The organism is Lysinibacillus sp. K60 (assembly GCF_019731275.1).
GTDB classification, from domain to species: Bacteria; Bacillota; Bacilli; order Bacillales_A; family Planococcaceae; genus Lysinibacillus; species Lysinibacillus capsici.
In genome coordinates this window covers 186,034-205,692 of record NZ_JAASJR010000008.1, presented here as the reverse complement: position 1 = coordinate 205,692, position 19,659 = coordinate 186,034, and the positions used below count along the sequence as shown (strand labels likewise).

Sequence of the window (19,659 nt, the reverse complement as noted above, 5' to 3'; positions counted from 1 at the left end):
AATTACGCCATAAGTAAAAAAAGATAGTCACTATGAGCGACTATCTTAACAGATCTTATATTCTTTAGTAAGTTCGTACAGGTAAAATTAATTGTAAAATAGCATCATCATGAACGGAACGTAAAATAAACGGTCTCATTGCCCCGGTAAATTGAATAACTACGTCTTGTCCATCTATTGCTTTTAATGCTTCCATCATATATTTTGCACTGAATGAAATTTTCAAACCTTCCCCTTCTAATGCTTCCACAGGAATTTCTTCTTGTACTTTACCGATTTCAGGAGAGTTAGAAGAAACTTCAACTGCTTGGTTATCTAAAATTTCAAAACGGACAACATTATTACGATCGCCTCGTGCAACAAGTGATGCACGGTCAATAGCTTGTAATAAAGATTTACCATTAATTGTTACATTCGTTTGATATTCTTCAGGAATTAAACGAGTTGTGTCAGGATAATTTCCTTCCAGTAAGCGAGAGAAGAATAATACATCACCAGTTTTAAATAATACTTGCTGACTTGTAATAACGATTTGGACAAGATTTGTAGAATCTTCAAGAACTTTATTTAATTCATTCAAACTTTTCCCTGGAATTACTACACTATGTTCAACTTCTGGTAAATTTTCGAGTTGCACTTTACGTCTTGCTAAACGATGGCTATCTGTTGCAACACAGATTAATGTTTCATTTTTGATCTGCCAGTTTACACCTGTCAACACGGGTCTACTTTCTGAAGTGGCAACAGCGAATACTGTTTCACGGATAATTGTTTTTAAGAGATCAGCAGGAATAGTAAATTTTTGATCTTCTGTAAGCTCTGGTAACAAAGGATACTCTGCTGCATCTGAGCCAATTAAATGGAATTCCGATTTCCCTGAACGAATATGCGTTTGGAAACCAGGTGTTACTTGTATTTCAACATCGTTTGTTGGTAATTTACGTACGATTTCATTAAACATACGTGCTTGTACAACAATTGAACCTGTTTCTGTAATGTGAATAATTTGTTGTCCATCTTCTTCTACTGGAATAAATGTTTGAATAGTTATATCAGCATCACTACCAGTTAAGCGGATACCTTCCTCTGTTACATCAATTTTAATCCCAGTTAAAATTGGAATAGTTGTTTTTGAACTTACTGCTTTCATGACATCATTTAAACCTTCTAATAAACGGTCACGTAAAATATCAAATTTCATTCGTTTTCCCTCACATATTTATATTATTTATTTATATAAAATAAAAAGATATAGTAATAGGCCCTGTGGATTTGTGGATAAGTGTATTTATATGAATAAAATCAGTCTATCCACATGTAGATAGACTGTGTATAAGTTTGTGTTTAAATAGTTAGTTTGTCCACAGCAATTACTTGCCTAGCATACTACGAATTTGTTTAACATCTTGTTGAAGTTGCACGTCATTTTTCAACATAGAAGATATTTTTTCGTGCGCATGTATGACAGTCGTATGGTCGCGGCCGCCAAATTCTTCGCCAATTTTTGGCAGCGAAAAATCTGTCAACTCGCGTGATAAGTACATAGCGATTTGACGTGGAAAAGCAATTAATTTAGTACGTTTTTTGGCAGCGAAATCTTCCAAACGTATACTAAAATGTTCCCCTACTGCATTTTGAATGTCTAATATTGTCACTGTTCGCGGTTTTGAATTAGGAATGATATCCTTCAAGGCCTCGGCAGCTAATGTCGCAGTAATATCTTTGTTTACAAGTGATGAGTAGGCAACGACGCGAATAAGCGCACCTTCAAGCTCCCTAATATTGGAGTCGATCTGGTTCGCAATATAAAGCATTACTTCATTTGGTACCTCTAAACCGTCTGCTTTTGCTTTTTTACGCAAAATAGCGATACGAGTTTCCAAATCGGGCGGCGCAATATCAGTTATTAACCCCCATTCGAAACGTGAACGGAGCCGATCTTCTAAAGTTGGAATCTCCTTAGGAGGCCGGTCACTTGAAATAACAATTTGTTTGGATTCTTCATGTAAAGTATTAAACGTGTGGAAAAATTCTTCTTGAGTTGATTCTTTTCCAGCAAGGAATTGAATATCATCAATTAGCAGTACATCCACGTTGCGGTACTTATTGCGAAAATCAAGTGCTTTGTTATCACGAATTGAGTTAATAAATTCATTTGTAAATTTCTCGGATGATAAATACACTACTTTTGCATTTGGATTATGCTCTAGTACATAATGACCAATAGCGTGCATTAAGTGGGTTTTACCTAGCCCTACTCCCCCATAAATAAAGAATGGATTGTATGCCTTAGCAGGTGCTTCAGCTACAGCTAACGAAGCTGCATGTGCAAAGCGGTTACCAGAGCCAATAACAAACGTATCAAAAGTATATTTCGGGTTTAACATACCTGGTGAAATATCATGATGTTCATTATTTTTTGCTTGGATAATCGGCGCTGGCAAATCAAAATCGTCCGAATCCTGGTTTTTTTGAACAACAAATTTAATAAGCAAGTCTTCGCCTGTTAGCTCCGTTAATATACCTGTAATCAAATGAATATAATGATTTTCAAGCCAGTCTCGAGCAAACGAATTTGGCGCAGCAATTGTCACAGTGGACCCACTACCATTGTAAGATAGTAACTTCGTAGACTTTAGCCACGTTTCGAAGCTTGGTTTAGAAATTTTTTGTTCAACTTGAGCCAGGACATTGTTCCATAGTTCTTCTAAATGTTCCAAGCTGCTAATCTCCTTTACAGTGTTCAATACAAAAAAAAATCGCATTTATAGAATTGTAAATACGTTCATTTTATAACTCGTCCACATAATCACAAGTTGTGGATAAAAGTTAACCAAAGGCTGTGATGAAAATTATCCACAGCATATTAACAGTTGTGGATAATTAAAATGTTCGTTTTAGTTTTCAACAAAGTGAAGCACAGTAATCGTATCAGAAAAACAAAGCTATTTCAATAGTTTGTGAAACTTATCCACATAGCTTGCAATTATGCACTTTATAGTTGTCCACAAGCACTGCTTATGTGAGAAACCTGTAGATAATTGTTGTGGATAAAAAATAATGCAAAAAATACTATACACAACTCTGTGTAAAAAAAACAAGTACTCTGTGGATAAATATTTTTATGTTTATGGAGAAAAAATATTTCTAAGTAGGGAGCCGAACACTAGAAAATTAAGAATAGAATAAATAGATAGTTCGACCGATTAAAAGAAATTTGTGAAATTCATTGACAAAATAACTAGATACTTTATATAATATTCGAGTCTGTATGTTGAAAAATTCAACTCATATCAGGAGGTGTCTATATAAATGAAACGTACTTACCAACCAAAAAAACGTAAGCACAGCAAAGTACACGGTTTCCGCGCACGTATGAGCACGAAAAACGGTCGCAAAGTTCTTGCTGCTCGTCGTCGTAAAGGAAGAAAAGTTTTATCAGCATAAAATAAGTCCACTGAGCCACATCAGTGGTCTTTTTTTTCTTTATTTTTGGTAAACCTAGAAATGAGGATCAAAAGATATTATCTAATAGCAGGTGAAAGAAATGAAAAAACGCCAACGAGTGAAGAAGAATGATGATTTTCAAAAGGTGTTTAAAAAAGGTAAATCTTTCGCTAATCGTCAGTTTGTTGTTTATTTTTTAGTAAAAGAGGGACAAACGGAATTTCGTGTAGGTTTATCAGTTAGTAAGAAGCTTGGGAATGCGGTAACACGCAACCAAGTAAAACGCTATATTCGACAAAGTATTCATGAGTTAAAAGATGATCTAAAGCCGAATATGGATTATGTTATTATCGCCAGACATCCGGCGGCCACTATGGATTTTCATGAAGTGAAACAAAGTTTGCAGCATGTACTACGAATCGCAAAGGTAATGAAAAAAGTGTAATGTATGCAACCAAGTGGTGAAATTACGCCTGTACTGTTAGCAATAGAATAGATAATATGTGATTTTTCATAAAATTATATGTAAGAGAATTATACGCATGGGGGTATTCCTGGCGAGAGTTTTCGCTTAAAAATATGTAAAATTCACAACTTATCTTAGGAATAAGCGTGTGTAGTTAGAATATTTAGTAGAGTGAATGTTATAGGCATGATAAAATAACTGATAACTTTATCTTCATCGAGGACTCTCAAAAGTGGACTGAAATAAAGATAAGGCTACTGTTATTTAACCGATTATGTGAGAGGAAACTGTCGGTACAAAAAGAAGCATATAGAATAAGAAAAAGTGAATAGGAATTGTAGGGGGAAGAAGGTTGAAAAAACAACATTGGGTAATTTTGTCACTAGTATCAGTAGCCTTACTACTTTCTGGTTGTACAGAATTCAATGAACCAATTTCCAAAGATAGCACAGGCTTCTGGAATGAATTCATTGTTTGGCCGTTGGTATCAGCAATAAAATACTTTGCTGATCTGCTAGGTACGTATGCATGGGGGATCATTGCCGTAACGATTATTATTCGTTTAGCAATTTTGCCATTGATGATCAAACAAACAAAGAGTTCTAAAAAGATGCAAGAAATTCAACCAAAATTGAAGGAACTGCAAAAGAAGTATGCTTCTAAGGATGCTCAGACACAACAACAATATCAGCAAGAAATGATGAAGTTAATGAGTGAATCTGGAGTAAATCCACTTGCAGGATGCTTACCAGTAATCATTCAAATGCCAATCTTAATTGGTTTCTATCATGCAATTAGCCGTATGAATGCAACATCAACATTTGATCTAGGGAATTTCTTTATCTTCCCGCTAGCAGATCCTGCACCTGCATTAGCTATTACAGCTGGCTTAATGCAATTTATCGTGTTACGTACAGGACCAGCAATGGATAATCCTCAAATGAAAATTATGATGTATATTATGCCATTCATGATTATTGGTTTTGGTATGGCCTTACCAGCTGCATTATCATTATACTGGGTAATCGGAAACATTATTTCGATTTTCCAAAACTTGTACATTTATAAACCCTGGAATAAAGATAAAACACAACCTGCTCAAAATGGAGGGGCTAAAAAGTGAAACAACTTACGCAAATAGGCGCAACAACACAAGAAGCGATCTCATTGGCGTTACAGAAACTTGGCAAAACCCGTGAACAAGTAGATGTTGAAGTTTTACAAGAAGGTAAAAAAGGATTTTTAGGTTTTGGTGCACGTTCTGCAGAGGTACGTGTAACAGTAAAAGAAGTTCAGGTTCCGACAATTGAAAGCGACAATGCTCAATTGCAGGTAGTAACAGTAGTAGATGATGTTGAAACACTAAGTTCACAAGTTTCTGAACAACCAAGTGAAATGGAAGAAGTTCAACAAGTCGTTAAAGAACAAGATGAGGATGGAGACTCAGCAAATCCAATTGAAGAGGCAAAGGCTTATTTAAGTAGTATCGCTGAACAATTGGCTATTCATGATCTTGAAATTGCTACGACACGCGAAGGGAAATATGTATTATTTCAACTCAAAAGTGAGAAAGCTGCCCTGCTTATAGGGAAACGAGGTCAAACATTAAATTCCTTACAGCAATTAACGCAACTCGTATTAAATAAAAGCGCAAAGCAGTTCTTAATGGTGAAACTGGATGTAGAAAATTATCGCGAGCGTCGACAAGTAGCTTTAGAATTACTTGCGGATCGAATGGCGGATAAAGCATTACGCTTAAATCAACGTGTGGCATTTGAACCAATGCCGTCTTACGAACGAAAGATAATTCATAATCAATTAGCAAATCGTCTAGATCTTGAAACGTATTCAGAAGGTACCGAGCCTAATCGTTATTTAGTAATAGAACCAGTAAAAAAATAATTAAACTGTTTCACATAATCATACAGACAATATATTTTGAAAGGTCATTTTATCTTTTAGATAAAATGACCTTTTTTAATGAAACATAGCAAATTTTGTCGAAAATAGGATTAGCGAAAAATTGATTTTATCCACATTTGGAAATGATCCTTACTTTAGATTTTGTTGAAAATATGTTAGTCTAAGGTGTTAGTAAGTATTGGTCGGTTTTGATTATCCACATGTGGATAACGTTGAGGAGGTCATTAAATGGAGTTCGATACAATTGCTGCGATATCCACACCGATGGGTGAAGGTGCCATAGCCATCGTTCGTTTAAGTGGAGACGAGGCTGTGACGATTGCAGATAAAATATTCAAATCACCCGGGGGAAAAAGTTTAACAACCAAAGATTCGCACACTATTCATTATGGACATTTAGTCGATCCTAAAACTAATGAGGTAGTAGAGGAAGTAATGCTATCGCTGATGCGTGGGCCAAAAACATTCACACGTGAGGATGTAGTTGAAATAAACTGTCATGGTGGATTAGTTTCAGTCAAACGCGTGTTGCAACTTGCTTTAACAAATGGAGCAAGGCTAGCTGAGCCAGGTGAATTCACAAAACGTGCCTTTTTAAATGGACGTATTGATTTATCACAGGCTGAAGCAGTAATGGATTTGATAAGAGCTAAAACAGATCGTGCGATGAATGTGGCTCTGGGTCAAATGGATGGAAAATTATCGAGACTTATTGGTGATTTGCGCCAAGCTTTACTAGAGACATTAGCCCAAGTAGAGGTTAATATAGATTATCCAGAGTATGATGATGTAGAAGAAATGACTGTACCTGTATTAGTAGAGAAATGTACATGGGTAAAAAATGAAATTATAAAACTTTTGCAAACATCTTCTCAAGGAAAAATTTTACGTGAGGGATTATCAACAGTTATTTTAGGTCGTCCGAATGTTGGGAAATCTTCACTATTAAATAGCTTAGTACAAGAAAATAAGGCCATAGTGACAGATATTGCAGGGACTACTCGTGATATTATAGAGGAGTACGTCAATGTCCGAGGTGTTCCACTTCGTTTAGTGGATACAGCGGGTATTCGGGAAACAGAAGATATTGTTGAACGAATTGGAGTAGAACGCTCACGGGAAGCTCTTCGTGGAGCTGATTTAATTCTGTTTGTATTAAACTATGCAGATGAATTAACTGCTGAGGATGAGCGTCTATTCGAAACAATTGAAGCGATGGATTACATTGTCATTGTCAATAAAACAGATTTACCGCAAAAAATTGATTTGGCTCATGTCAAGGAATTAGCTGGTGAGCATCGCATTGTAACAACTTCTCTGCTACAAGAGGAAGGTATTACAGAGCTAGAAGAAGCCATTGCTGCATTATTCTTTGAGGGACAAATCGAAGCGGGCGATTTAACATATGTTTCAAATGCAAGACATATTGCCCTTCTGCACCAAGCGCAAGCAACGGTAGAAGATGCAATAGCAGCTGCACAGGATGGTGTACCAGTCGATATGGTACAAATTGATGTAACAAGAACATGGGAAATACTTGGCGAAATCATTGGTGATACTGTTCAAGAAAGCCTCATCAATCAACTATTTTCTCAGTTCTGTTTAGGAAAATAATTTTTAGAAAGAAAGGAAGGTACGAGCATGCCAACAAAATATGAGGCAGGCACGTTTGATGTGATTGTGATTGGTGCTGGTCATGCAGGTTCAGAAGCTGCACATGCTGCGGCTAAAATGGGCGCTAACACATTAATGCTAACAATCAATTTAGATATGATTGCATTTATGCCATGTAATCCATCTATTGGTGGTCCTGCCAAAGGAATTGTCGTACGTGAGATTGACGCTTTAGGAGGCGTCATGGGGAAAGTGATAGATAAAACGCATATTCAAATGCGAATGTTGAATACAGGGAAAGGCCCAGCTGTACGTGCATTGCGCGCACAAGCGGACAAAGTTTTGTATCAACAGGAAATGAAACGAGTATTAGAGGAAACACCAAACTTAACAATCCATCAAGGGATGGTTGAAGAGTTAATTATTGAAGATGGGGAAGTAAAAGGGGTCATTACACAAATTGGTGCCGTTTATCGTGCTAAAACAGTCGTCGTGACAACAGGTACTTTCCTACGTGGTGAAATCATTATCGGTGATATTAAATATTCAAGTGGTCCTAATAACCAGCAACCGTCAATTCGCTTAGCTGATAATTTAAAAGAGCTAGGTTTTGACCTAGTTCGATTTAAAACAGGTACACCACCACGTGTGAATAATCGTACAATAAACTATGACAAAACAGAGATTCAACCAGGAGATGATGTTCCACGTGCATTTAGTTTTGAAACGACTGAATTCATCATGGATCAGCTACCTTGCTGGTTAACATACACAAGCCCTGAAACACATGAAATTATTGAAGCAAATTTAAATCTTTCACCGATGTACTCAGGGATGATTAAAGGGACAGGTCCACGTTATTGTCCATCTATTGAAGATAAAGTTGTACGTTTTAATGATAAGCCAAGACATCAAATCTTCTTAGAGCCAGAAGGCCGCAATACACGTGAGGTTTATGTTCAAGGTTTGTCAACAAGCCTACCAGAGCATGTTCAAACACGTTTACTAAAATCTATACCTGGCTTAGAGAATGCGGAAATGATGCGTGCTGGTTATGCTATTGAATACGATTCAATTGTGCCAACACAATTATGGCCAACTTTAGAAACGAAACGTATTAAAGGCTTATATACAGCAGGTCAAATTAACGGTACATCTGGCTATGAAGAAGCTGCCGCGCAAGGCTTAATGGCGGGCATGAATGCAGCTGCTAGTGTACTAGGTAAAGACGAATTAATTTTAAGCCGTTCAGATGCTTATATTGGCGTTTTGATCGATGACCTAGTGACTAAAGGAACAAATGAGCCATATCGTTTATTAACATCTCGTGCAGAGTATCGTTTACTATTACGTCACGATAATGCAGATCTACGATTAGTAGAGTTAGCTTATAACATGGGGATGATTCCACAAGAAAGATATGCTAGTTTCAATGAGAAAAAAGAGCTGATTGAAAATGAAATTGCACGTCTTCGTGAAGTCATTATTAAGCCAAATGAAGCCACACAATCTGTTATTCGTTCTGTTGGTGGTAGTGAATTAAAAGACGGTATACGTGGTGCAGATTTATTAAAACGCCCTGAAATGCATTATGAGTTAATTTCTTCTTTAATTCCGGCAGAAATTGAATTGGCGGATGAAGTAAAAGAACAAATTGAAATTCAGCTTAAATATGAAGGCTATATCGAAAAAGCATTGCAACAGGTAGAGAAACTACACAAAATGGAAAACAAAAAAATTCCTGAGAATATTGATTACGATGCTATTTCAGGTTTAGCAACAGAAGCGCGTCAAAAATTAAAACAAGTTACACCACTGTCTATTGCGCAAGCCTCTCGTATTTCTGGTGTTAATCCAGCTGATATTTCAATTCTGCTTGTTTATATTGAACAAGGTAAAATTGCGAAAGTAAGCAGCTGATCATCAACAACAGTAAAGTAAATAAGAGGCGGGCATACCATTGTGCCCGCTTCCTATTTTTAAAGCTATACTATTAGTTGGAGTTGTATAGCTAGATCAACAAAGGAGACTTTACATGAACGAACAACAATTTATTGAGGCTCTGAAAGAGAAAGGGATCGAACTTTCTGATATACAGATTGCTCAATTTAAAAAGTATTTTGAATTACTTGTTGAGTGGAATGAAAAGATGAATTTAACTGCCATTACAGATTTAGAAGGCGTGTATTTAAAGCATTTCTTCGATTCGATTAGTCCTTCATTTTACTTTGATTTTTCAAAAGTCATAACTGTTTGTGATGTTGGGGCAGGAGCTGGTTTCCCAAGTATCCCAATAAAAATCTGTTTCCCACATTTACAAGTTACAATTGTCGACTCCTTAAATAAAAGAATTACCTTTTTAAATCATTTAAGTGATGAGTTACAATTAGAGAATATGCATTTTGTACATGCTCGAGCGGAAGAGTTTGGTCAAAATTTAAAATACCGCGAACAATTTGATGTGGTAACAGCACGTGCTGTAGCTCGTTTATCAGTTCTAGCAGAGTTATGTGTACCTTTAGCGAAACAAGAGGGATATTTTGTTGCTTTAAAAGCCGCAGCTGGGGCAGAAGAATTAAAGGATGCTAAAAAAGCTTTAACAACATTAGGTGTTAAACTGAGAGAGGAATTTTCTTTCAAGCTACCTGTTGAAGAAAGTGAACGCATTTTATATATATTTGATAAAATAAAAGGAACACCGAAAAAATATCCGCGTAAGCCAGGTGTACCAAATAAAACACCGATTCAATAATTAGTGTTTCATGTGAAACTTCTCAAAGTGGAAAATATTTTTTCTATTTTGAGCATACATACTAGTTATGGATGGTTCACGCAAAAGACATCTATGAACTATATACATTTAAAGAAATATAATAAATAATAATAGAATGACACAGAGCAAGATAGTTACTTAAAGGTGGTGCCACTTGGATGAAAAGTCCTTTTTCACGTTTTTTTGGAGGCGGAAGTAAAACAGAGCCTATTGTGAAAAATGAAGTAGAACAAGCAGAGGCGGTTCATGCAGCGGAAGAAGTCATAAAGTTGCCTATTGATCAAATTGTACCTAACCGTTTTCAGCCACGTACTATTTTTGATGATGAAAAAATTGAAGAATTATCAAGAACCATTCATACACATGGTGTGATTCAGCCAATTGTTGTACGTAAAACATCAGACAATCAATATGAAATTATCGCTGGTGAGCGTCGTTATCGAGCGATGAAAAAGCTACAATGGACAGAGGTCCCTGCTATTGTACGTAATTTAACTGATAAGGAAACAGCATCTATTGCGTTAATAGAGAACTTGCAGCGTGAGGAGTTAACTGCAATTGAAGAAGCGGTAGCCTATCAAAAATTATTAGAGCTTCATGAGCTAACACAGGAAGCTCTTGCCCAAAGACTTGGAAAAGGACAATCCACTGTAGCCAACAAATTACGTTTATTAAGGCTGCCAGATGAAGTTCAGCAAGCTATTTTGAAGCGAAAAATATCTGAACGACATGCACGTGCATTAATTGCTATTAAAGATCAACCATTGCAACTAGAAATTTTACAGCTAGCAATTGAAAATGATTGGAATGTGCGACAGTTAGAGGAGCAAATCCAGGCTATATTACATCCTGTAGCTGATGAGCAGGAAGAATCAATTCCAAAGAAAGCTAAACCAAAACGTAAAGCTATAAGTAAAGATGTACGTATTGCTTTGAATACCATCAAACAGTCATTAACGATGGTAACAAAAAGTGGGATTACAGTGAAAACTGAAGAAGAAGATACAGAAGAATACTATCAAATTACAGTGAAGATTCCTAAAAAGAAAAAAGTGTAATAAATTATTTTAGAAAAATAATCTGTGATCAAATTTATCACTGTACAAGGGAGATATCTCAGAAGGTTAATAGAGATATCTCCTTTTTTGTATATATTCTTAATATTTTATACAACTCTCTTCAAATTTTTTGATAGAATGAAAGTTAGATAGCGGATTAAATAGTGATTTTACAAATGATTTGTCAAAGTAAACTTTGATAGATGAAAGCAGGTGCTTTTAAATGGGTAGAATTATAGCAATCGCCAATCAAAAGGGTGGCGTAGGTAAAACAACAACTTCGGTCAATTTGAGCGCTTGCCTAGCATACTTAGGTAAGAAAGTGCTTTTAATTGATACTGATCCGCAGGGGAATACAACAAGTGGACTTGGTATTAATAAAGGAGAAATACAGGGTTGCATTTATGATGTGCTCATTGATGATGAAGATGTTCAAAATGTCATTCAAAAAACAAATGTAGAAAATTTATCTATCGTGCCAGCAACAATCTCACTTGCAGGTGCAGAAATTGAATTGGTTTCAACTATTTCTAGAGAAGTACGTTTAAAACATGCATTACAAAATGTGAAAGAGGATTTCGATTATATAATTATTGACTGTCCACCATCTTTAGGGCTTTTAACAATCAATGCGTTAACAGCTTCAGATGCGCTCATTATTCCTGTACAATGTGAATATTATGCATTGGAAGGGTTAAGTCAATTACTATCAACAGTTCGCCTCGTTCAAAAGCATTTAAATCAACAGCTTTACATCGATGGCGTTTTATTAACAATGCTAGATGCACGCACAAACTTAGGTTTGCAAGTTATTGATGAAGTGAAAAAGTATTTCCAAGATAAAGTATATAAAACAATAATTCCTCGTAATGTGCGATTAAGTGAGGCACCAAGTCATGGTCAACCAATCATCACTTATGATGCAAAATCTAGAGGTGCAGAAGTTTATTTAGAGATGGCGAGGGAAGTGATTAAAAATGGCTAAAGGTCTAGGAAAGGGTATTGGGGCATTATTTCCAGGAGAGTCTCTAGAACACAGTGGTCAAGTGGAAGAAATCCAATTAGATTTAATTGTTGCGAACCCATTTCAGCCTCGTAAAATTTTCGATGAAGAAAGTTTACAAGAATTAGCTGATTCTATTAAAGAACATGGAATTTTGCAGCCAATTGCCGTGCGTAAAAAAGCACGCAAGTTTGAAATTGTTGCGGGGGAGCGTCGTTACAGAGCTTGCCTATTAGCTGGCCTCGAGGTGATTCCTGTCATTATAAAAGAGCTATCTGATGCACAAATGATGGAGCTAGCTATTTTAGAAAACCTCCAACGTGAGGATTTAACTGTAATTGAAGAAGCAGAAGCCTACCAGAGTTTAATGGAAAACTTACATTTAACACAGGAAGAGTTATCGAAGCGATTAGGAAAAAGTAGACCACATATTGCCAATCATGTTCGGCTACTGGCATTACCAGAAGATGTACGTAAATTGATGAATGATGGAACTTTATCGATGGGGCAGGGACGGGCATTACTGGGCTTGAAAAATAAAAGAAGAATATCAGAAGTGGCTAATAAGGTAATATCTCTGGGATTGAATGTACGTCAAGTTGAATTATTAGTGCAAAACTTAAATGAAGAAGTTTCACGTGAAACAATCCCACCTAAGAAAAAAGATATCTTTGTAACTGCAAAGGAGTCACAATTACGAGATTACTTTGGAACAAATGTTCAAATAAAGAAAACAAATAATAAAGGGAAAATAGAAATTGAATTTTATTCTGAAGATGATTTAGAACGTATATTGGAAATATTAAACATACAAGAAGAATAAAATAATATTTCTATAACTTAATCAGAGCGCCAAGCAATAGGCGCTCTCTATTTTTTAGAGAGAAAGAAGGCTTAAGTGTGGTATTACTAGGGGCATTGATAAATGCTGTGTTAATTATAGCAGGAGCATTAGTAGGGCGGATTTTTAAAAATATCCCTGAATCTATGAAATCTACAGTCCTTTCTATCATTGGTTTAGCCGTCACATTATTAGGGATAAAAATGGGCTTTGAAAGTGATAATTTTATTATATTGGTAGTAAGTTTAGTGGTAGGTACAGTAATAGGTGAGTGGTTAGATTTAGATAAACAAATGAATCGTCTTGGTAAATGGGTAGAGAGTTTATTTCGTACAAAACGGGATGACCAAAATCAAATTAGCATAGCAGAGGGCTTTGTAACTGCCTCACTAATTTTTGTTGTAGGATCAATGGCTGTTATAGGTGCTCTTGATAGTGGTCTTCGTAATGATCATAATGTACTCATTACAAAAGGATTAATAGATGGATTTACATCCATTATTCTAGCATCGACATTAGGTATAGGTGTACTGCTATCCGCTGTACCTGTCTTTGTTTATCAAGGATTAATAGCTCTTTTTGCAGGTGTTATAAGTTCCTTTATCCCTGATGCTGCACTGCAAATGTTCATTACAGAAATGACGGCTGTTGGCGGGGTTATGATTATGGCAATAGGGTTAAACATTGCAGGCTTAGCTAAGATCAAAGCTGCTAACTTGCTGCCAGGTATCGTCATTGTTGGTATTATGGTGGCTTTCTTCTACATTTTTTAGTGAATAACGATGAGCAGCCAGTAATAATGCTCTAGAAAGCTTTTCAGCCATTGCATAAGAGATATGAAGTCTTGTATTTTGTAAAACAAGCATTTCCATAAAGCCTCCAATATTGACGATTCCTTTCACGGAAATGTCTCCAATTGGGGGTAATTCTTTTTTTACAGCTTTTCCAGGGAAGATGGGTCCACTTTGAACTGAAATATGACCAACATTTTGCTCACTACCGAGACAGGCATCAATCGCAATAATGAATGGTTTTGTAGTATGATTGTGTAGCTGTTGCATTGTAGAATTTAGGTTTAGAGCATGTAAAGGATCTTCTAAGGAACCTACAATTTCATAAGGAAAGCTAACAGATTTTTTTAAAAAGCTACCAGTTAATGGTCCAAGTGTATCACCCGTACATCGATCACTGCCAATACAACAAAAAATTAGTCTTTCATGATGAAACGGTATATGTTCTAAAAATAATGTACTTAATTGCCAAACAGCATTTTTACTTTCATGATGAAGGGAATAAGGTAGTAACAAATTTGGTATAGTATTCATAAAAAAACTCACTTTCTTTTTATTTTTAGAAGTGCTCAATTTTTATGCAGTATACGCAAATTTTTAGCAAGTTATTCAAGAGGTGGTAATGATGGAAAAGAATAAAAAGTTAATGGAGAAATACTGGGACAAGCTCACATCTCAGGATCTTTGGGAACAAGTGATTGATGCAACTATAGAAATTTTGCTCATTCTATTAGTATCGTGGATAGCTGTAAGATTAGGTAAAAAATTTATTAAAAAAGTGTTTTTAATCCGTATGCGTTCACCATTGAGCCACTCAGAACGACGCCAACGAACAATTTCAAGATTATTACAAAGTGTGATTTCCTATGTCGTTTATTTCTCTGCAATCATTGGTATACTTTCTTCCTTAAATATAAAGGTAGCAGGTTTATTAGCGGGTGCAGGAATTGTTGGTTTAGCAATAGGTTTTGGTGCTCAAAGCTTAGTAAAGGATGTTATTACTGGATTCTTTATTATTTTTGAAGACCAGTTTGGTGTAGGCGATTATATAAAAATAAATGCAGCAGAAGGTACGGTTGTAGAAATTGGCTTACGTACAACAAAAATTAATGGTGCTACTGGTGAACAGTTCATCATTCCTAATGGTGCCATAGGCGAAGTCATCAATTATTCTGTAAACAACTCGAAAATTTTTATAGATTTACAAATGGCCACGGATGCTGATTTTGAGAAGGCAGAAGGGGTTATTAATAAGTACTTAGAGACATTGCCTAAGATGCATAAAGAATTAATTGCAGCTCCAGTATTTCTAGGTGTGCAAAATGTTAAAGGGACAGAAGTAACCATACGTATAGCGGCTGAAACATTACCGCAGCAACAATATGGAGTAGCACGTACCATACGCCGCGATATTACGAAGCTCTTTGAAGAAAATAATATACCAATGGTCTATCCAAAAATGATGTTCTATGGCAAAGATGAGGGGAGAAGTGTGTAAGATGGAAGCAAAAAAATTTGGTTTAAATGATATTGTTGAAATGAAAAAACAACATCCATGTGGTACCAACAAATGGAAAATTATTCGTATGGGGGCGGATGTACGTATCAAATGCGAAGGATGTCAGCATAGTGTCATGATTCCACGTCGTGAATTTGAGAAAAAAATGAAAAAGGTTTTATTTTCTGCGGATGAGTCGTAACATCAGGCATATTAGACTTTTTCTGAGTGAATCAATATAATAGATAAGGTTATATGAGAGAAAATTTGAACTGAGTATAGAAAGGTTGTGTCCATCAATGGCATTAACAGCTGGAATCGTTGGTTTACCTAACGTTGGAAAATCAACATTATTTAACGCAATAACAAAAGCGGGCGCATTGGCTGCAAACTATCCATTCGCAACGATCGATCCAAACGTTGGTATAGTTGAAGTACCTGATGCACGTTTAGATAAATTAACAGAATTAGTGGTACCGAAAAAAACTGTGCCAACTGCATTTGAATTTACAGATATCGCTGGAATTGTTAAAGGTGCTTCTAAGGGTGAAGGATTAGGAAATAAGTTCCTAGCTCATATTCGTGAAGTAGACGCAATTTGTCAAGTAGTACGTTGTTTTGTAGACGAAAACATTACTCACGTTTCTGGTGCAGTAGATCCAATTGACGATATTGAAGTGATTAATCTAGAGCTTGCACTAGCTGACTTAGAATCTGTGGATAAACGTTTACAACGAGTTAGCAAAATGGCGAAACAAAAAGATAAAGAGGCTATGATAGAGGAGCCAGTGCTTCTGAAAATTAAAGAGCAACTAGAAAACGGTAAACCAGCTAGAGCAGCTGAGCTATCAGATGATGAATTAAAGGTAATTAAAGGTCTTCATCTGCTAACAATTAAACCAATGCTTTATGTAGCAAACGTTTCAGAAGATGAAGTAGCAGATGCAGACAACAACGAGTATGTGAAAAAAGTACGTGAGTATGCATCCGCTGAAGGTGCACAGGTCATTACTATTTGTGCAAAAATCGAAGAAGAAATTTCTGAGTTAGATGATGAAGAAAAAGCTATGTTCTTAGAAGAATTAGGAATTAAAGAATCTGGTTTAGATCAACTAATTCGTACTTCTTATGACTTATTAGGACTAGCTACTTACTTCACTGCAGGTGTACAAGAGGTACGTGCCTGGACGTTCCGTAAAGGAATGAAGGCACCTCAATGTGCAGGTATTATTCATACTGACTTTGAGCGCGGCTTTATTCGTGCAGAAACAGTGGCATATGATGATCTTCTTGAGGCAGGTTCGCAAGCAGCGGCTAAGGAAGCTGGTAAAGTACGTCTTGAAGGTAAAGAATATGAAGTACAAGATGGCGATATTATGTTATTCCGCTTTAATGTATAAAAAACTTACAAGGGCAATCTAAAATGGTTGCCCTTTTTCGATTGCTTAGTTATCAGAATTTTTAATGTATGGAGGCGACTTATGAATGAATCCTGTGCAAATTAAGGAACGTGGTTTAGAGTTTGAGCAACTGGGGATGCTACCACAAGATGTCTTAGATTATATTTATGAACAACGATTATTCAAATTGTTCACTCCAAGAGAATTAGGTGGTAAGGATTTAGATTTAGTAGAAGGTGTAAAGATATTTCAGCAGATGTCTGCGCTTGATGGCAATTTCGGATGGCTCATTACTATTGGTACAGGTGGAAACGCATTTATTCCAACATTCAATAAGGAAATTTGTGAAAAAATCTATTCTCCTAAAGAAGCAGTTATAGCAGGTAGTGGATATCCAACAGGGATAGCTGTAAAAACAATTGGTGGCTATTATGTAACAGGGCAATGGAAGTATTGCAGTGGTTCTAACTATGCTTCAACATTTACGATGAATTGTTTAATTGAAGAAGATGGTATCAAAACCGAAAAAATTATTAGCTGCTCAGTAAATCCACATGATGTAGAGATTTTAAATGATTGGTCTGCAATGGGTTTAAAGGCAACAGCTAGTCATACAATCCGTGTAAACAATGTTTGGGTGCCACAGGAAGCTACTTTTCAATTAGGGGTCATCAGAAATGATTATGGCAATTCAGTACATAGCTTTCCATTTACCACTTTTGCACAGGCTTCTTTTTTAGGCGTTTGTCTTGGGATGACAGAGAATTTTTTAGAAGAAGCTTTTGCTTTAATGAAGCAACGAAATCATGATGGAAGCAGAACTGAGCGAATTGGAGCCTTCCAATTTTTATGGATGCAGCAGCATAAACGTTTCAAGCAATGCGAGGAACAGTTTTATGCAACATTATCTGTCTTTTGGCAACAGCATCAAAAAGGTGAACAATTAACGGAAGAGGAATTATCACAATTTACTCAATTGGCTAAGGATATAGCTGCTGCTTGCTTAGAGATAGCGAATAATTTAATACGCTGTCTTGGTATGGATGCTATTACAGAAACATCTACGATTAACCGTATTTGGAGAAATTTATATACAGCAGCCCAGCATGGATTTTTAACTCCTTAAAGTATAAATAGAATCTGTAGTTGTTCATTTCTAATCTACAGATTCTATTTAATTATGTAGTCTTATTTTAATGATGATCCTTTTCCTGCAATAGATAAACATACAGCTTTGGTAATTTAGGATCATCCTGTACGATAGCATTACGTGGATATTTACGTAGCTCTTTATACATGGCAAAATCGCCTACAGCTCCAGCTATTAACACCGCCCCTATCAATATTAAAACAGTACTGTTAAGATAAAACCCAACAATGGTTGGAAGTACTCCAGTCGTCCAGAATGGCAGTAATAAAGCTTTTTTCATAGCATGGTTGGGGAGAGGTTGCTCAGTAGTTGCATAGGCAATACCTTGCTCTAAATTTATGCCATATTTTAAAGCTTTAAAGGGAACTCTGCCAAAAATCATAAAGCCAATTAAATGACAAGCCTCGTGTAGGATAATAAAAATTATATACAGCACAACAAATAGTGCTGTGCCACCAATCATCTTCCAAAAAGAAAAATGGAAATCTTTAAAGCAAATATATTGAATGGCAATAAATAATATGACAAGACCACTTGTAATCACAAAATTGTCGATCATTAACTTCTTTAAATCTAATTCGATAACGATAGGCTCCTTATCGTTGGTTAACATGAAGGCACTCCTTTCATAGATAATGAAATATACTGCCATTATATAACGAATTATTAGTTTGTGACTTGAAAGACATGTACCTATATGTTACAATTCATTGATGTGAGTAATAATTAATTACTTGCTCCTTGCTCCCTTAATTAGGAGAGCCTAAGTCCATAAGGAGGTGTAAACAGATGAGAAAATACGAATTAATGTACATCGTACGTCCGAACATTGAAGACGAAGCGAAGAAAGCTTTAGTTGAACGTTTCAACGAAATGTTAACTTCTAACGGTGCAGAAGTCATCGAATCAAAAGAGTGGGGCAAACGCCGCTTAGCTTATGAAATTCAAGACTTCCGCGAAGGTTACTACCAAATCGTAAAAGTAAACGCTACTTCAGATGCAATCAACGAGTATACACGTCTTGCTAACATCAGCGAAGACATCATTCGCCACATTGCAGTTCGCGAAGAAGCTTAATAATTAATTTTTTACAAAACGCTGAAAAGGAGGTTGTATTCTGATGATTAACCGTGTCGTATTAGTTGGAAGACTAACAAAAGATCCTGAGCTACGTTATACACCGAATGGAGTTGCGTCTACAAGATTTACAGTAGCTGTAAACCGTGCATTCTCAAATCAACAAGGTGAACGCGAAGCTGATTTCATTAGCTGTGTTGCTTGGCGTAAACAGGCTGAAAACCTAGCGAACTTCATGCGAAAAGGAAGTTTAATTGGGGTAGAAGGTCGTATCCAGACAGGCAGTTATGAAGGACAAGATGGTAAGCGAGTATACACAACAGATGTCGTGGCGGATAGCGTACAGTTTTTAGAACCCCGTAATGGTAGCGGTGCTCCTGCTCCTCAATATGGTGGACAAACTTACGGTAATAACCAACCGTCATATGGCGGTGGTCAACCACAACAACAGTTTAGTGGCGCTATGCCAGGGCAGGGTTCCTATGGCGGCGATTCGTATCAGCAAAATCAACCACCTATGAATCAGCCGAATTATACACGTGTAGATGAGGATCCATTTGCGAATAGCAAAGGGCCAATAGAAGTATCTGAGGATGATCTTCCATTCTAATGCTTCTA

The 19,659-nt window shown here is 36.3% G+C and carries 21 protein-coding genes; 17 read left to right on the top strand and 4 right to left on the bottom strand.

Going from position 1 to position 19,659, the window contains the following annotated elements; all coding sequences use genetic code 11:
• Window positions 1-64: 64 nt before the first annotated feature.
• Window positions 65-1,201, bottom strand: coding sequence for a DNA polymerase III subunit beta (gene dnaN, locus HCH28_RS18010; RefSeq protein ID WP_004233305.1), 1,137 nt, complete (start codon window positions 1,199-1,201; stop codon window positions 65-67).
• Window positions 1,202-1,370: 169 nt separating this feature from the next.
• A complete protein-coding gene (gene dnaA, locus HCH28_RS18005; RefSeq protein ID WP_369700628.1) occupies window positions 1,371-2,765 on the bottom strand; it encodes a chromosomal replication initiator protein DnaA in 1,395 nt (464 codons plus the stop codon).
• Window positions 2,766-3,312: 547 nt separating this feature from the next.
• On the opposite strand from dnaA, the gene rpmH reads away from it, so the two are divergent.
• From rpmH to HCH28_RS17950, 11 genes are all read left to right on the top strand, one after another.
• Window positions 3,313-3,447 carry a 50S ribosomal protein L34 gene (rpmH, locus tag HCH28_RS18000; protein ID WP_004233310.1) on the top strand — a complete coding sequence of 45 codons (135 nt, stop codon included), beginning with the start codon at window positions 3,313-3,315 and terminating at the stop codon, window positions 3,445-3,447.
• 100 nt (window positions 3,448-3,547) lie between these two features.
• Window positions 3,548-3,892, top strand: a complete 345-nt coding sequence (rnpA, locus tag HCH28_RS17995; protein ID WP_004233316.1) for a ribonuclease P protein component — start codon at window positions 3,548-3,550, stop codon at window positions 3,890-3,892.
• Between the two features lie 373 nt (window positions 3,893-4,265).
• Entirely contained in the window at window positions 4,266-5,036 is a 771-nt protein-coding gene (gene yidC, locus HCH28_RS17990) for a membrane protein insertase YidC (protein ID WP_025115704.1), read from the top strand.
• Window positions 5,033-5,815 carry an RNA-binding cell elongation regulator Jag/EloR gene (gene jag / locus HCH28_RS17985; RefSeq protein ID WP_221682474.1) on the top strand — a complete coding sequence of 261 codons (783 nt, stop codon included), beginning with the start codon at window positions 5,033-5,035 and terminating at the stop codon, window positions 5,813-5,815. Before yidC ends, jag begins: the two co-directional genes overlap by 4 nt.
• A 249-nt stretch (window positions 5,816-6,064) precedes the next feature.
• A complete protein-coding gene (gene mnmE, locus HCH28_RS17980; RefSeq protein WP_221682473.1) occupies window positions 6,065-7,450 on the top strand; it encodes a tRNA uridine-5-carboxymethylaminomethyl(34) synthesis GTPase MnmE in 1,386 nt (461 codons plus the stop codon).
• Window positions 7,451-7,477: 27 nt separating this feature from the next.
• Window positions 7,478-9,370 carry a tRNA uridine-5-carboxymethylaminomethyl(34) synthesis enzyme MnmG gene (mnmG, locus tag HCH28_RS17975; protein WP_221682472.1) on the top strand — a complete coding sequence of 631 codons (1,893 nt, stop codon included), beginning with the start codon at window positions 7,478-7,480 and terminating at the stop codon, window positions 9,368-9,370.
• A 115-nt stretch (window positions 9,371-9,485) separates the two neighbouring features.
• Window positions 9,486-10,202: a 16S rRNA (guanine(527)-N(7))-methyltransferase RsmG gene (gene rsmG, locus HCH28_RS17970; protein WP_004233322.1), complete on the top strand. Its 717-nt coding sequence runs from the start codon at window positions 9,486-9,488 to the stop codon at window positions 10,200-10,202.
• A 179-nt stretch (window positions 10,203-10,381) separates the two neighbouring features.
• A complete protein-coding gene (gene noc / locus HCH28_RS17965) occupies window positions 10,382-11,281 on the top strand; it encodes a nucleoid occlusion protein (protein ID WP_004233323.1) in 900 nt (299 codons plus the stop codon).
• A gap of 223 nt (window positions 11,282-11,504) precedes the next feature.
• Window positions 11,505-12,266 (top strand): ParA family protein, encoded by a 762-nt coding sequence (locus HCH28_RS17960; RefSeq protein WP_004233325.1) that lies wholly within the window; start codon window positions 11,505-11,507, stop codon window positions 12,264-12,266.
• A complete protein-coding gene (locus tag HCH28_RS17955) occupies window positions 12,259-13,107 on the top strand; it encodes a ParB/RepB/Spo0J family partition protein (RefSeq protein ID WP_221682471.1) in 849 nt (282 codons plus the stop codon). Before HCH28_RS17960 ends, HCH28_RS17955 begins: the two co-directional genes overlap by 8 nt.
• Window positions 13,108-13,184: 77 nt before the next feature.
• Window positions 13,185-13,898 (top strand): DUF554 domain-containing protein, encoded by a 714-nt coding sequence (locus tag HCH28_RS17950; protein WP_004233330.1) that lies wholly within the window; start codon window positions 13,185-13,187, stop codon window positions 13,896-13,898.
• Here HCH28_RS17950 and yyaC read toward each other — a convergent pair.
• Entirely contained in the window at window positions 13,818-14,450 is a 633-nt protein-coding gene (yyaC, locus tag HCH28_RS17945) for a spore protease YyaC (RefSeq protein ID WP_004233333.1), read from the bottom strand. The two genes, HCH28_RS17950 and yyaC, sit on opposite strands and share 81 nt — an antisense overlap.
• Before the next feature lie 91 nt (window positions 14,451-14,541).
• On the opposite strand from yyaC, the gene HCH28_RS17940 reads away from it, so the two are divergent.
• From HCH28_RS17940 to HCH28_RS17925, 4 genes are all read left to right on the top strand, one after another.
• Entirely contained in the window at window positions 14,542-15,414 is an 873-nt protein-coding gene (locus HCH28_RS17940) for a mechanosensitive ion channel family protein (protein WP_221682470.1), read from the top strand.
• A gap of 1 nt (window position 15,415) precedes the next feature.
• Window positions 15,416-15,616 carry a DUF951 domain-containing protein gene (locus HCH28_RS17935; protein WP_004233342.1) on the top strand — a complete coding sequence of 67 codons (201 nt, stop codon included), beginning with the start codon at window positions 15,416-15,418 and terminating at the stop codon, window positions 15,614-15,616.
• Between the two features lie 97 nt (window positions 15,617-15,713).
• Complete coding sequence (gene ychF / locus HCH28_RS17930; RefSeq protein WP_016994923.1) at window positions 15,714-16,814, top strand: redox-regulated ATPase YchF; 1,101 nt, start codon at window positions 15,714-15,716, stop codon at window positions 16,812-16,814.
• Window positions 16,815-16,899: 85 nt separating this feature from the next.
• Entirely contained in the window at window positions 16,900-17,940 is a 1,041-nt protein-coding gene (locus tag HCH28_RS17925) for an acyl-CoA dehydrogenase family protein (protein WP_221682469.1), read from the top strand.
• Between the two features lie 67 nt (window positions 17,941-18,007).
• Here HCH28_RS17925 and HCH28_RS17920 read toward each other — a convergent pair whose 3' ends face one another.
• Window positions 18,008-18,577 carry a DUF3267 domain-containing protein gene (locus tag HCH28_RS17920; protein ID WP_221682468.1) on the bottom strand — a complete coding sequence of 190 codons (570 nt, stop codon included), beginning with the start codon at window positions 18,575-18,577 and terminating at the stop codon, window positions 18,008-18,010.
• 176 nt (window positions 18,578-18,753) lie between these two features.
• Between HCH28_RS17920 and rpsF the strand changes: the two genes are divergently transcribed.
• Window positions 18,754-19,041 (top strand): 30S ribosomal protein S6, encoded by a 288-nt coding sequence (gene rpsF / locus HCH28_RS17915; protein ID WP_016992320.1) that lies wholly within the window; start codon window positions 18,754-18,756, stop codon window positions 19,039-19,041.
• A gap of 43 nt (window positions 19,042-19,084) precedes the next feature.
• Window positions 19,085-19,651, top strand: a complete 567-nt coding sequence (gene ssb / locus HCH28_RS17910; protein ID WP_054548816.1) for a single-stranded DNA-binding protein — start codon at window positions 19,085-19,087, stop codon at window positions 19,649-19,651.
• The last annotated feature ends 8 nt before the right edge of the window (window positions 19,652-19,659 follow it).

Coding starts and splice junctions, on each gene's coding strand:
- mnmG (WP_221682472.1), top strand. CDS start 7,478: ATGCCAACAAAATATGAGGCAGGCACGTTTGATGTGATTGTGATTGGT.
- yyaC (WP_004233333.1), bottom strand. CDS start 14,450: ATGAATACTATACCAAATTTGTTACTACCTTATTCCCTTCATCATGAA.
- dnaA (WP_369700628.1), bottom strand. CDS start 2,765: ATGCGATTTTTTTTTGTATTGAACACTGTAAAGGAGATTAGCAGCTTG.
- rpmH (WP_004233310.1), top strand. CDS start 3,313: ATGAAACGTACTTACCAACCAAAAAAACGTAAGCACAGCAAAGTACAC.
- rnpA (WP_004233316.1), top strand. CDS start 3,548: ATGAAAAAACGCCAACGAGTGAAGAAGAATGATGATTTTCAAAAGGTG.
- rpsF (WP_016992320.1), top strand. CDS start 18,754: ATGAGAAAATACGAATTAATGTACATCGTACGTCCGAACATTGAAGAC.
- mnmE (WP_221682473.1), top strand. CDS start 6,065: ATGGAGTTCGATACAATTGCTGCGATATCCACACCGATGGGTGAAGGT.
- HCH28_RS17960 (WP_004233325.1), top strand. CDS start 11,505: ATGGGTAGAATTATAGCAATCGCCAATCAAAAGGGTGGCGTAGGTAAA.
- HCH28_RS17925 (WP_221682469.1), top strand. CDS start 16,900: ATGAATCCTGTGCAAATTAAGGAACGTGGTTTAGAGTTTGAGCAACTG.
- HCH28_RS17920 (WP_221682468.1), bottom strand. CDS start 18,577: ATGTTAACCAACGATAAGGAGCCTATCGTTATCGAATTAGATTTAAAG.
- HCH28_RS17935 (WP_004233342.1), top strand. CDS start 15,416: ATGGAAGCAAAAAAATTTGGTTTAAATGATATTGTTGAAATGAAAAAA.
- noc (WP_004233323.1), top strand. CDS start 10,382: ATGAAAAGTCCTTTTTCACGTTTTTTTGGAGGCGGAAGTAAAACAGAG.
- ssb (WP_054548816.1), top strand. CDS start 19,085: ATGATTAACCGTGTCGTATTAGTTGGAAGACTAACAAAAGATCCTGAG.
- dnaN (WP_004233305.1), bottom strand. CDS start 1,201: ATGAAATTTGATATTTTACGTGACCGTTTATTAGAAGGTTTAAATGAT.
- HCH28_RS17955 (WP_221682471.1), top strand. CDS start 12,259: ATGGCTAAAGGTCTAGGAAAGGGTATTGGGGCATTATTTCCAGGAGAG.
- HCH28_RS17940 (WP_221682470.1), top strand. CDS start 14,542: ATGGAAAAGAATAAAAAGTTAATGGAGAAATACTGGGACAAGCTCACA.
- ychF (WP_016994923.1), top strand. CDS start 15,714: ATGGCATTAACAGCTGGAATCGTTGGTTTACCTAACGTTGGAAAATCA.
- rsmG (WP_004233322.1), top strand. CDS start 9,486: ATGAACGAACAACAATTTATTGAGGCTCTGAAAGAGAAAGGGATCGAA.